This is a genomic window from Micromonospora sicca (assembly GCF_003172935.1).
GTDB classification, from domain to species: Bacteria; Actinomycetota; Actinomycetes; order Mycobacteriales; family Micromonosporaceae; genus Micromonospora; species Micromonospora sicca.
Genome location: NZ_QGKS01000346.1, coordinates 1 through 12290 on the forward strand (window position 1 = coordinate 1; position 12290 = coordinate 12290).

A 12290-nucleotide genomic window follows, 5' to 3' on the forward strand; every position below is an offset into this window, starting at 1 on the left:
GACCTGGTTCGGGGCATGGCCGACGAGGTGATCGCTGCGCATTGGTCGGATGGGGACCTTGCGGTTCTTGCGGGTGGGGTGGGCGCTGATGGGAGGCGTCTGCCGGCCAGTGGGTGGATGGCGTTGCGCCGGCTTGGTTGGGGTGCCGTGTCGCCGGCGGGTGTGGTGGTGTCGGACCGGGTTCGCCGCATCGCTGAGGAGGAAGCCGCCCGCGCTCTGCGGTTGGGATGCCACCGTCGTGCGGTTGTTGCCGCACTGCTGGCCACGTGGCCCGCTGATCCGTTCGCCCGTACCGAGGGCGAATGGTCGGCGTTGCGGGCGGTGCTGCCCGAAGGATGCGATAACGCGACGATCCGCAACCGCACCCGGCAGATCGCTGGTTACATCGGCAGGCATGCGCGGCTGCCGGCGGGGCTGTGTGAGTTGGAGGGTCCGCCGGCCGTGGCGCGGCAGGTGAGCCTGGCCGCGGCCGATCGGCAACAGGTTGTCGTGGACCGGGTCGACGGCCGCATGGTGCGGGTGTGGTCGCAGCTTCCCGTGTGTGCGGCGCCGGCCTCGTACCGCGACTGGGTGTGGCATGCCTTCGACGTGGTGTTGCCGGCAATCGTGCCCGCCTGGGTGAAGGTGTGCACGCCGACGCTGCGGCCCGGCGATGGCAAGGTTCGCGTTGACCTGCCCTGGCAGACCCCGCACACCCCGCCGCCGTTGGACGGGCACACTCGCGCGCTGGGTGTCGACTGGGGTGTGAACACCCTGCTGACCGCGACCGTGGCCGACCTCGACCGGGACGGCTGCGTGGTGGTGCGGGGGCGTCCGTTACGGTTCGACGCGACCGGTGTGTCGGCGAAACTGGTGCGGCTACGCCGCCACCGCGAACACCTGAAAACCAAAGCCGACCATGTGACCTGGCTGCGGGACGGCCGCCCCGCCGACGTCCCCGCCGACCCGGCCCTGACGGGAAAGCTTGTCCGCCTCGAGGCCGAGCACACGGCGGTGTGCGCCCGGATCCGGCATCTCAACAAGGCTCTTGCCTGGTCGGCGGCGCGGTGGCTGGTCGACCACGCGACCGCGGTCGGCGCCACCGTCATCTACGTCGAGAACCTCGCCACCCTCGAGGCCGGTGGCCGGTCACGCAGCCTCAACCGGCGACTCTCCGGTGCGGTACGCGGCGCCGTGTTCACCGCCATCGCCCACCTCGCCGCGAAAGCCGGTATCGCCGTCGTCACTGTTCCCGCCCGTGGCACCTCGTCCGGCTGTCCCCGCTGCGGCCGCGCGGTCAAGCACGTCAAAACACCGGAGCGCAGCGCCGCCGGGTACCGGTGGGCCACCTGCTCGTGTGGCCTGTCGATGGACCGTGACCACGCCGCGTCGCAACGGATCGCCGCCCGGGGCCTGGCCAACCAGACCAAAACCCTCCGCGACCGTAACGGCAACGCCGCGATCCGGACCGCCACCGACACACCCGTCCGTCACCGGGCCCGTCGACCAACCCGAGCCGCCACTGTCGGACCGCAGCGGGATCGACGTAAAACCCTACCCACCCCGAAGCAGACCCGACCTGCAACGGTCAAGGCTTCACGCCTGCTGCCCTTGCGACGGCAGGTTCCCGCCCCGGCAGGCTCCCCACCGGGATCTGCCGGCAAGCGTCCGGCGGGACGGACACCCCAGGAAACCAACCCGCCAGGGCCGGTACGCCAGGTGCCGCACACGATTTCCACCACTACCCAGCGACACCCACACCGGGTTCGCGGGGCAGTCCTCGGCCGCGGCTTCCACCGCCACGTGCACGCCACCCCGATCACCGACCGGGACGCTCGCACCGGCGAAACATCCGCCTCGCTGAGGATCACATAGGAAACCAGAGACGCTCCACAATGGGCAGCCGCCGGGCCTACGGTGCGAGCCCTCGCCGTACGGCGCGGCGGGTCAGTGCCCGACGGCGAAGCGGCCGTCGGCGGCGCGGCGGATCCTGCCGCTGGTGACGGCGATGTGCAGCCCGTAGCGCAGCAGCTTCTCGGCGGCCTCGGTGCGACGACGGTGACCGAGCAGTTCGAGCGCGGCGCGCAGCAGCTGCTCCTCCCCCAGGTGCGGTGTCTGCTCCAACGCGTGCGTCAGGGCGTTGGCCACCTCCTCCGGCGGCACCTCCTCGAACCGGCGATCGGAGCTGACCTGGGTGGTGCGGTAGCTGCGCGACGTGTGCGGGTCCAGGCCGGCGGGCCAGGCGAAGACACCGATGTGGGGATGGCGGTGCAGGGTCTCGCGGTCCACCAGCTTCAGCACCTCCGCGCGCCGGTCCTCCCGGGTGCGGGCGAAGCCGAACCGGGCGAGCGTGAGCCGCGCCAGGCGGTGCTGCTCGATCGGCCCTTCGGCGGCGATGATCTCGCGCAGGCTCTCCCGGACCAGCGATCTGATCCGGCGGTCGCTGCCGATCAGGTCGATGTCCGCCTGCTCCCCGATCACCGTCGGCACGTACGGCACGAACCGGCTGGCCGTCGGGCTGCCCGCCGGCTCGGCGACGGCACTCACCGCCGGCTGCCCGAGCAGGACGGCCGGGGCCACGGGCGCGGCAGGGGCCAGCGAGGCGATCGGGGCGGCCGGCTCCTCGGCGTCGGCCGGTGGCCCGTCGTGTCGATCCTCGCCGTTGGCCGTCGGCCCCGGCACCCGCGCGTCGGGTGACGCATCCACCCGCTGCGCCGGAACCTGCGCGACGGGCGAGACGCCGGTCGCCTCCGGCACCTGCCGTAGCGCCTCGGAGGCCACCGGCACCTGGTCCGGCGCCGGCAGCTCGGCGTCCTCCCGCTCCTCCTCGGGCGTGTTGGCGGCGGTCACCGCGGCGTCGATCTGGTCGAGGATCGCGGCGCGGTCGTGGATCCACGACGGCAGCCAGAAACGGACCATCGCCGGCCAGCCCATGATCGAGCGCAGCAGGCTGGGCGCCGAGTCCCGGTCCGCCACGGTCGGCCGGCTGCTCCACTCGGGACCGTCCAGCATGACGGCGACCTGCCAGCGCGGCGTGCCGGGCGCCCGTACGGCGATGTCGACGGTGAAGTCGGAGAGCCCGTGCGAGGTGCGGACCTCGTGGCCGCGGGCACGGATGGCGGCGGCGACCTCGTCGCGGACGCGGCTGCGCCGTTCCGCGCGGTCGGTGACCAGGTCGCCGAGCCGGTCGGCGCCGGCGGCGGCCATTTCGCAGTACGCGCGCAGGTGCTGGGTCCCCACCGCCGAGGTCCGGGACAGGTCGATGTCGGACGGGTCGAACGAGGAGTAGAGCACCACCTGGCGGCGGGCCCGGGTGATCGCCACGTTCAGCCGCCGCTCGCCGCCGGCCTGGCTGAGCGGTCCGAAGTTCAGCGGCAACTGGCCGGTCTCCGGGTTGGTGGAGAAGGCCAGGGAGAAGAGCACGACGTCGCGCTCGTCGCCCTGCACGTTCTCCAGGTTCTTGACGAAGACCGGTTCCGCGACGCCGCCCGACAACTGCTCGCGTACCAGGGGGTCGGGGCTCTCCTCGAGCAGGTTGAGGATGAGGTCACGCTGCTGGATGTTGAAGGTGACCACGCCGATGGACTGGGCCGCGGTGGCCGGGTCGTGCAGCCGTCGGGTGATCTCGTCGAGGATGGCGCGGGCCTCGACCTCGTTGGTCCGCGAGGCGCCCCGGTCGTACTGCCCGTGGACCCGTCGCCAGGTGATGCCCGCGGAATCGCCGGCCCCCGGCGACGGCAGGCTGGAGAGCTTGCTGTCGTAGTAGTACCGGTTGGAGAAGGCGATCAGCGACTCGTCGTGGCTGCGGTAGTGCCAGGAGAGCCACCGCTGCGGGAGACCGGATTCGACCGCCTCGCTGAGGATGCTCTCCAGGTCCTCGGGCACGGGCCCGTCGCCCTCGTCCGGCTCGTCCGGGGTGTGGGCGGCCTGCATGATGCTGGTCGGCGGCATCTGTCGGGAGTCCCCGACCACCACCACCGCACGTCCCCGGCCCATCGCGCCGACCGCCTCGGCGACCCGGATCTGGGAGGCCTCGTCGAAGATGACCAGGTCGAAGCGCCGGCTTCCGGGGGCGAGGAAGTTCGCGGCGGAGGCCGGGCTGACCAGCACGCACGGGGTCAACGCGAGCACCACGTCCGGGTACTGCTCGAACAGCTCCCGGAACGACTTCCCGCCGCGCTTGCGGCGAAGTTCCGCGGCGAAGTCGGCGAAGCGGCCGCGGCGGTCCGTCGGGCTGAACGGTCGACGGCGGACCAGCACCGACGGCAGGTGCTCGGGCAGCGCCGCGCGCAACTGGGCGGCCGCCGACTCGAACTGGGCGATCTCGTCGTCGTGCAGCTCCGGGTCGAAGTACTGCAGACCGCCGGCGCGCAGCCGCTCCGCGAGCGAGGCCGCGGCGACGCCCCGCCGGTACGCCTCCTCGGCGAGCTGCGGGTTGACCTCGCCCCGCAGCAGCTTTTCGCGGTAGTCGACGAGTCCGGCCGCGCCGAGCACGTCGGCGTGGGTGAGCACGGTCGCCCACCGGCGCAGCGGGAACAGCTCGTCGGCCCGCAGCTCGTTCAGCCAGGTCGCGCCGTCGCGCTGCCAGGCGTCGAGCCAGTGCGACCCGCCCGCCCAGCGGCTCAGCTCCGGGGCGCCGCAGCGCAGCACTCCCTGCCAGGCCCGCCACCGGGCGGCCGCGCGGTCGAGCAGGACGGCGTCCCCCTCGCCGATCCCCCGGTGGAACAGCGCCCAGGCGGCGGGGTGCGCCGCCAGGAGTACGCGACCGGCCCGGGTCGCGGTGACGGCCTCGCGCAGCCGCTGCTCGGCGTGCGGGTCGGTGGGCCGCCAGCCGCCGGGCAGGTGGAGACCACCGAGCGTGCCGCACTGCTGGGACAGGGCGGCGGCGTGCGCCTGCGCGGCCACCAGCCGACCGGTGACCAGTTCGACCTGCTCGGGGTCGACGGTGGCGCCGGACTGGAGGTGGACGGCGAGCCGGTCGGCGATGCCCTGCCGGCGCTTGCGCTTGCCGAACAGCTTCCGGCCCGCCTCCTGGGCCTCGGCATGCCAGGCGGCCAGCTCGGCGAGCGCGAAGACGTCTGGGCGGAAGGTGGTCAGCTCGCCGGCGAACCCCTGCCGGAACGCGGCCAGCTCCGCCAGGAGCCGGTCGGCCGCCTCGTCCCAGCGGCGGTCGGACGCGCGCAGGGTGGTGTCCCGGTCCGGCAGCGTTCCCCGTACGGCGAGCCAGGCGCCGGCCTGCAGCTCGCGGATCGCGTCCGGGGCGGTCAGCGTACGCAGCAGGTCGGTCAGCTCCGGGCGGGCCGCGAGGTCGGCGCGGACCTGTTCTAGCTCGGCGGCGATCTCGGTGACCGCGTCGGCGTGCAGCCCGTCCAGGGTGCGGCAGCCACTGATGGCCCAGGGGTGCGCTGGCCGGAGCCGGGCCGAGCGGGCGGCGGCGGGGAACTCCCGCAGCGTCGTCTCCACCCGGGCCCGCTGCTCGCCGGTCGCGCCGAGATACCCGACCGGCACGGGCGCGACCGGCCCGTCGCCGTACGCCAGGGTCTGCTCGTAGGCCGACCAGAGCGACATGCCGGCGGCGTTGTCGGTGTGGACCTGGGCGGGATAGTCCGCCAGCGGCGCCAGCCGGGTGCGGTACGCCGTCTCGACGGCCGTCCAGGTCGCGTCGCCGCCGTGGTCGTACTGGTCGAGGGCGTCGCGGAGCTGCTGGCGGATCGCGTTGATGGACTGCTTGCGGCCGTGCAGGTCGAGGGCGAACGGTCCCAGGCCGATCTGCTTGAGACGGCGCTTGACCACGTCGAGGGCGGCCTGCTTCTCGGCGACGAAGAGCACCGACCGGCCGGCGGTGACCGCCCGGGCGATCATGTTGGTGATGGTCTGCGACTTGCCGGTGCCGGGCGGGCCCTCCAGGACGAACGACTGGCCGCGCTCGGCCAGCACGATGGCCTGCATCTGCGAGCCGTCGGCGGGGATGGGCAGGTGCAGCTGCGCCTCGTCGACGTGGACGTCCTGCTCGGTGCCGGCCGGGTCGTCGAAGGACGCGCCGGACGACTCCACGAGGTGCCGCACCACCGGGTTCTCCATGAACCGGGGCCAGTGGTCGGTGAGGTCGCGCCACATCTGGAAGGTGGAGAACTGCAGCAGCCGCAGGCTGGCGGTCTCGTCGATGCGGTAGTTGAGTCGGTTGTCGACCAGCCCGGCGTTGATCGCGGCGAGCGTCTTGCCGATGTCGATGCCGTGCTCGTCGAGGACCGGCTGCTCCAGCTCCGGGATCCGGACGCCGTGCTTGACCCGCAGCCACTCGATCAGGCAGTAGTTGGGGGTGGCGACCTCGGCGCCGTCGATGACGATGGCGTACGGGCGCCGCCCGGCGCCGCCCTCGATCCGCACCGGCAGCAGGAACAGCGGCGCGTACGCCTCTCCCCCGGTGGTCTTGGCGTGCACCAGCGTGCCGATGGTCAGGTAGAGGTAGTTGCTGCCGGTCTCCTGTTCCATCGTGCGCGCCTCGCGTTGCAGCGAACGCATCGCGGTCTTGTAGCGGGCCTCGGTGACCGCGCCGTAGACCCGGCGGTCGGTGCGCAGCTCCCGGGTGAGCATCTCGGCGTCGAGATCCTGCGCCCGCCGGGTGCCGGCGAGCTCGTGGACGTGGCTGATGTCGTCCTGCGGGATGATCTGCACCTGGCGGCCGTCGTGGATCAGGTCGTCGAGCAGGGCGAGCGCGCCGGCCGGGACGTGCAGCTCCAGGCCGCGGCCGCGCTTGGGCAGGTTGAGCAGCGGGTTGCGCAGGCTCAGGTCGAGCAGGGACTTCTTCCACTGCTGGATGCGCGCCGGGGAGCCGTCGGACTGCTGCGGCGCCTCGTCGCCCTCGTCGGCGAGCTGCCGCAGCTTCGCCAGCGCCACCCCGGTTGGCAGCTCGATGGAGCCGACCGTTCCGGTGGGCACCTCGGCGTCGACCGCCGGCGGGGCGACCAGTTCGTCGGGCGAGGGCAGCGGCCGGATGCCGGAGCGGTGGGCGAGGTGCACGTCGACCACACCCTGGAGCCGCTGGCCCTGGCCGCGGAAGTGGGCGAGGCCGACCTGCACCGCCTCGGTGAACCCGGCGGTCTGCGCGCCCGGCCCGATCCGGGTCAGCTCGACCGGCACCGCCCGCCCCGAGTCGACCATGGAGATGAGCAGGTTGGTCTCGGTCACCGCGGCGGAGCCGAGGCGTTCCTCCTCGAGCAGGAAGCCGCCGAACGCGTGCCCCTCGGTGATGAAGATCAGCGGGTGCAGCCCGGCCGCCTCCAGGCAGGCGGCGTAGGTGACGGCGAGGTCGAGGCAGTTGCCGAGCCGCCCGTCGAGGACGGCGGCGGTGGTGCTGACCTTCTGGCCGGTGTTCTCGAACGACGCCGGCAGGGCCTGGTAGGTGATGCCGAGCTGGCGCAGCGCCTCGTAGACGGCGCCGGCGATGAGCGCGGCCCGCTCGGAGCCGTCCTGGTAGCCCTGCAGGGAGCCCGAGCCGGTGCGGGCCAGCAGGATCTGCGCCGCGGCGCGCAGGACCGCGTTCACCGCCCGGGTGTTGGGTTGCACGAAGGCGGCGAGGGAGTCGTACAGGGCCGGGCTGTTGAACCACTCGTTGTGGGCCAGCACCGCCGACGGGGCGACCAGCCGGAGGTCGGGACGGTCGTCGGCGCGGGCGGTGAGCCGGTAGTCGACCGGGAACGCCTCGTCGGTGCGGCCGAGCAGCCCCCGGTCCGGGGTGAACTCGCGGAAGTCGTCCCAGCCGGTGGTCGCGCCGGGGCGCAGCGGCGTGGTGAGGGTACGCGTCCACGGCTCGGTCAGGGGGCCGTCCGGGCCGAGCAGTTCGAGGGTCAGCGACACCTGCGACAGCGGCGCGTCGCCCAGGTTCGTCAGCGTGAGGTGCCGGACCAGCGGCACCCGGTTGTGCACCAGGGCGGCGTTGATGGCCGGCTGCACGAGCAGCCCGAGCGCGAGCTGGCCGTCGTCGGTGGCGAACTGCGCGAAGACGCTGTCGGGCATGGCGCGCTTCTCCAGGTAACGAGAGGGAGGAGAGCAGCCTAGCGGTCCCTCCTGACTCCGGGCCCTCAGCCGGACCGGCCCCGTTTGCTCGCGCTCTCCTCGGGCAATCGCGCGACGCAGCATCCGCACGGAAAGGAGCAGGTGATGAAGATCCACGACCCGTCCAGCCAGGCGATGCAGAAAGACTACGACGTTACGGACATCGAGCGCCTGATGGCCAAGCGGCAGTGGAAGAACTACGACGACGTGATCAACTGGCTGAAGAAGGAGGGTGACGAGGACCGGCGCTTCACCCCCGGCGAGGTGCAGCACATGATCGACGACTTCAGCCGGGTGCGGGACAAGGGGATGGACTTCGTCCGCGATCCCGAGCGGCTCTGCCGGAATCTCAAGGGCAGCCGGTAGCGCGTCGGTCCGGCCCCGCCGGTGCCCGCCGACGAACTCCGACATCGGGTCGGATCGGCCCGGGTGGCCCGGCTGGCCACCGTCGGGGACGACGGCCGTCCGCACCTGGTGCCGGTGTGTTTCGTCCTGCTGGGCGACGTCGTCTACCACGCGGTCGACGAGAAGCCCAAGCGCCACCGGCGGCTACGCCGGCTGGAGAACATCCAGGCGACCGGGTACGTCTGCCTGCTGATCGACGCGTACGACGAGGACTGGTCACGGCTGTGGTGGGTCCGGCTGGACGGGCAGGGCCGGCTGGTGGCGGACCGCGCGGAGGAGGCCGCGGCGCGCGCGGCGCTGGCCGACAAATATCCGCAGTACGTGCGACAGCCACCGGCCGGGCCGGTGGTGGCGATGCGGGTGACCGGCTGGTCGGCGTGGTCGGCGGCGGAGGCGGCCGGGTGAGCGTCGGCCGGAGCGGATCAGCGGGCCGGGGCGAGGGCGTCGAGCACCTCGTCGGCCCGCCGCAGCGACGCCCGCGCGTCGGCGCGGGGTGAGCCGATCTCCGGGTCGAAGTTGAGGTCGACGAACAGTTCGGTGATGCCTGCCGCGGCGAGCCGGCCGAGATCCGACCGGATCTGCTCCAGCGTTCCGGTTAGCGGCTCGCGCTCGGCGGGGCCCGTCGGGCGTACCCGGACGACGCCTCGGCAGACGAACCGCAACGAGCGGGGATCGCGCCCGGCGTCCGCCGCGGCAGCCCTGACCGCCGCGACCGACTCGCCGATGTCCGTCAGGTCCGCCTGGCTGCCACTGACCCACCCGTCGGCGAGCCGGCCGGCCCGGCGCAGCGCCGCGGGCGCGTGCCCGCCCAGCAGGATCGGGGGATGCGGCCGCTGCACGGGCTTCGGCTCCAGACGTGTCGGCGGGACCTGGTAGAACTCGCCGCGATGCTCGGCGACGTCGTCCTGCCAGAGGGTGCGGAGCACGGCGAGGAACTCCTCGGCCCGGTGCCCCCGCCGATGCTTGCTCACACCGGTCGCCTGATACTCCTCGTCCGCCCAACCGAGGCCGAGCCCGACGTCGAGCCGCCCGCCGGCGAGGATGTCGAGGGTCGCGGTCTGCTTGGCCAGCACCACCGGCGAGATGAACGGCATGTCGAGCACCGCGACGCCGAGCCGGATCCGCGTGGTGTGGGCGGCCAGGAACGCCAGCGTGGTCAGCGGGTCCTGGACGCTGTGGTACGTCTCGCTCCAGCCGAGGTCGGCGGGGACGAGCAGGCGCTGGAACGCCCACAGCGAGTGGTAGCCGAACTGCTCGGCCCGGCGGGCGACGTGGATCATGTTCTCCGGGGTGGCCCACGAGCCGGAGACCGGCGGGGCGAATCCAACCTCCACCCCGGAACGGTACCCAGCGCCATCCCCGTCGGGCGCGGGAACGGCCAGCACGGCGGGCGTGGTTGCCGCATCGGCCACCCCGCGTACGGCGTACCGCGACGCGGCGGCGTTCTGCTGGGCGAGCCTCTGACCGAGGGCCACGCCCTCCCGAAAACCCCGATCTCCCTTCACACCTCGCCCTGTCACGGGCGCGACATCCGGTATCCACGGCATGTGCGGGGGCGCAGATGACAGCTCGACCTCAGGGTGCGCCGTGGCGGTCCGCGGACTTCCGGCTCGTGGTCGCCGGTCAGACCGTCACCCAACTCGGTACCGACGTCACCACGATCGCCTTTCCACTGATCGCCGTGCTGCTCCTGGACGCCACCCCGTGGCAGTTGGGCGCTCTGGTGGCCGTGCAGAACGGCGCGTTCCTCCTGCTCGGCGTGCCCGCCGGCGTCTGGCTGGACCGGCGCCGGCTACGACCGGTGCTGATCGCCACCGACCTCGTGCGGTGCGCCGCGCTGGTCACGGTGACCGTGGCGGCCGCGCTGTCCCGGCTGACCCTGCCGCTGCTCATGACGATGGCCGCGGTGATGGCCGTGATGCGGGTCGTCTTCGACATCGGTCATCAGTCCTACCTGCCGAGATTGCTGGACCGGAAGGATCTGCTGCGGGGCAACTGCACCGTGGAGGTCGTCCGGTCCTCCGGGCAGGTCGCCGGCCCCAGCCTCGGCGGCTGGCTCACCCAACTGGTGGGCGCGACGAACACGCTGCTGGTCGACGCGGTGAGCTTCCTGGTCAGCGCGGCCTGCCTGGCCCGGATCAGGGTGCGCGAGCCCACGCCCGCACCGACCGGGCGAGCCGACACGGTGCACCAGGCTCGGGAGGGGTTGAGCTTCGTCCTGGCGAATCCGGTCCTGCGCGCGATCGCCGCCACCGGTGCCCTGTCCAACCTGCTGTTCACCGCCGCCACCGCGCTGATCATCCTGTTCCTGGTCGACACCGTCGGGTTCTCTCCCGGTACGGCCGGCATGCTGATGTCCGCCGCCCCGGCCGCGGCCCTGCTCGGCGCCGCCACGGCCGCCCGGCTCGCCCGCCGCGTCGGCTCCGCCCGCATCATCTGGCTGTCCCTCGCAGTGACCAGCCCGTGCAACCTGCTGGTCCCACTGACCGGCCGGGGCTGGGCCGCCACCCTCTTCGTCGCGGGTTTCCTCGGGAGCGGGATGGGCCAGGTCATCTACGGCATCACCCAGATCACCTACCGGCAGTCCACCGTTCCCGCCCGGCTCCAGTGCCGGGTCAACGCCAGCATGCGGTTCCTGGTCATGGGTGCGCTTCCGCTCGGCGGGCTGCTCGGCGGCGCGCTCGGGGGCCTGCTCGGCGTCCGCCCCACCCTGTTCCTCATCGGGGTCGGGCTCACGCTGACGCCCATCCCGCTGTTGCTGTCCCCGCTGCGTCACGCCCGAGACGTGGACGACCTGCCCCCGCAGCCGAAAGCTCTCCTTGCGGCAGCCTCGACGAGCCCGGCGGCGACCACCGCTCCGGCGCGTCGCCGCGCCGGTGCCGCCGGTCGCGGCAGTGGCACCACCTGTCGTCCGCGCTACCCGGTTCGGGTCGGTCCGCGTAGAGCGGATCGGGGGCGGCCTCCGCGACGACGCCGCCCATGACATCGCCCGGTCGACGTAGGCGGGAAGCGGCGACGGGGTATCGACGCGCTCGTCCGCCGGCAAGCCGCCGGCGACGGCGCGGCGGTGACCCCGCGGCCGTCAGCCGGCGCGGTTCAAAGCACGCCTGTTGTTGCGCGCGCTCCCGTACTCGGGGACGCGGTCGCCGAGCATCCGGCGCACGGCGTCGAGTCCGGTCAGCGCCGCCCCGTAAGCGGTCACCTCCCGCTGGAAGTGCTCGACCTTGGCGTACCAGAACTTCAGCTCCGGGTTCATCCCCTTCGCGTTGATGTAGTTGACGATGTCGGCCTCGGGGGTGATGCCGTGGCGGGCGTAGCAGCGATCGAAGCGGGCCTTCGTCCGCTCGTACCTCTCGGTCATCGCGGTCAGGCTGGCTTCGGCCTCCAGCAGCCTGGCCTGCAGGTACTCCACGTAACCGCGAGGTACCGACGGGGCGGTGCGCGCCGACCGGGGCGCCGACACAGCGGCCATGGCGATCACCCGACCCGGCGGACGAGGCGTCCGTGCCACGTGCGGGAACCGGCGAACGCGAACGCCCGCCAGCTCCGGGCGCCGGGGCTGCGCAGCCCCCCGGCCAGCGCCTGCCATCGACGAACGGATCCATTCTGGAACACCATGACCGGCCGCCCTCCCTGGAACGCGATGATGGGGTCATCTCGCACCGCCGACGGGTCAGGCGGCACGTCAGCGGCGTCCGCCGAGGGCCGGGGTACCAGCCGGCGCGGATCGACGCGTGAGGCCGCTCGGGGCAGCACCGCCCTGACCCGCTGCAATGCAGTGACGTCCTTCTACCCCCGCCGGCGGCTGACTATGCATCTCCGTCACTGGGAGTCGACGGCAATGCGGCGTG

9 protein-coding genes are annotated in these 12290 nt (G+C 72.9%); 4 read left to right on the forward strand and 5 right to left on the reverse strand.

The window, feature by feature from the left end; genetic code table 11:
• Positions 1–396 (reverse strand): hypothetical protein (locus DKT69_RS40210; RefSeq protein WP_236648400.1); only part of this gene is annotated, 396 nt, incomplete at its 3' end.
• Between the two features lie 45 nt (positions 397–441).
• On the opposite strand from DKT69_RS40210, the gene DKT69_RS28045 reads away from it, so the two are divergent.
• Positions 442–1854, forward strand: a complete 1413-nt coding sequence (locus DKT69_RS28045) for a zinc ribbon domain-containing protein (protein WP_161557968.1) — start codon at positions 442–444, stop codon at positions 1852–1854.
• A gap of 72 nt (positions 1855–1926) precedes the next feature.
• Here DKT69_RS28045 and proA read toward each other — a convergent pair whose 3' ends face one another.
• Positions 1927–7995: an anti-phage protein ProA gene (gene proA, locus DKT69_RS28050; RefSeq protein ID WP_161557969.1), complete on the reverse strand. Its 6069-nt coding sequence runs from the start codon at positions 7993–7995 to the stop codon at positions 1927–1929.
• A gap of 144 nt (positions 7996–8139) precedes the next feature.
• Between proA and DKT69_RS38565 the strand changes: the two genes are divergently transcribed.
• Both DKT69_RS38565 and DKT69_RS28055 read left to right on the forward strand, forming a co-directional pair.
• Positions 8140–8400, forward strand: coding sequence for a hypothetical protein (locus tag DKT69_RS38565; RefSeq protein ID WP_161557970.1), 261 nt, complete (start codon positions 8140–8142; stop codon positions 8398–8400).
• Positions 8401–8421: 21 nt separating this feature from the next.
• Positions 8422–8844: a TIGR03668 family PPOX class F420-dependent oxidoreductase gene (locus tag DKT69_RS28055; RefSeq protein WP_109804484.1), complete on the forward strand. Its 423-nt coding sequence runs from the start codon at positions 8422–8424 to the stop codon at positions 8842–8844.
• A gap of 17 nt (positions 8845–8861) precedes the next feature.
• Here DKT69_RS28055 and DKT69_RS28060 read toward each other — a convergent pair whose 3' ends face one another.
• The gene (locus tag DKT69_RS28060; protein WP_236648401.1) at positions 8862–9914 is read right to left on the reverse strand and encodes a TIGR03619 family F420-dependent LLM class oxidoreductase; all 1053 of its coding nucleotides are present in this window, start codon (positions 9912–9914) and stop codon (positions 8862–8864) included.
• Positions 9915–10000: 86 nt separating this feature from the next.
• On the opposite strand from DKT69_RS28060, the gene DKT69_RS28065 reads away from it, so the two are divergent.
• Positions 10001–11422, forward strand: coding sequence for an MFS transporter (locus DKT69_RS28065; RefSeq protein WP_109804485.1), 1422 nt, complete (start codon positions 10001–10003; stop codon positions 11420–11422).
• Between the two features lie 99 nt (positions 11423–11521).
• Here the strand turns inward: DKT69_RS28065 and DKT69_RS28070 are convergent, their stop codons facing one another.
• Complete coding sequence (locus DKT69_RS28070) at positions 11522–11911, reverse strand: hypothetical protein (RefSeq protein WP_146231233.1); 390 nt, start codon at positions 11909–11911, stop codon at positions 11522–11524.
• Between the two features lie 5 nt (positions 11912–11916).
• A complete protein-coding gene (locus tag DKT69_RS38570) occupies positions 11917–12057 on the reverse strand; it encodes a hypothetical protein (protein WP_161557971.1) in 141 nt (46 codons plus the stop codon).
• Positions 12058–12290: the final 233 nt, after the last annotated feature.

Excerpts from the sequence above, each read along its gene's own strand:
- DKT69_RS38570 (WP_161557971.1), bottom strand. The coding sequence starts at position 12,057 with ATGGTGTTCCAGAATGGATCCGTTCGTCGATGGCAGGCGCTGGCCGGG.
- proA (WP_161557969.1), bottom strand. The coding sequence starts at position 7,995 with ATGCCCGACAGCGTCTTCGCGCAGTTCGCCACCGACGACGGCCAGCTC.
- DKT69_RS38565 (WP_161557970.1), top strand. The coding sequence starts at position 8,140 with ATGAAGATCCACGACCCGTCCAGCCAGGCGATGCAGAAAGACTACGAC.
- DKT69_RS28065 (WP_109804485.1), top strand. The coding sequence starts at position 10,001 with ATGACAGCTCGACCTCAGGGTGCGCCGTGGCGGTCCGCGGACTTCCGG.
- DKT69_RS28070 (WP_146231233.1), bottom strand. The coding sequence starts at position 11,911 with ATGGCCGCTGTGTCGGCGCCCCGGTCGGCGCGCACCGCCCCGTCGGTA.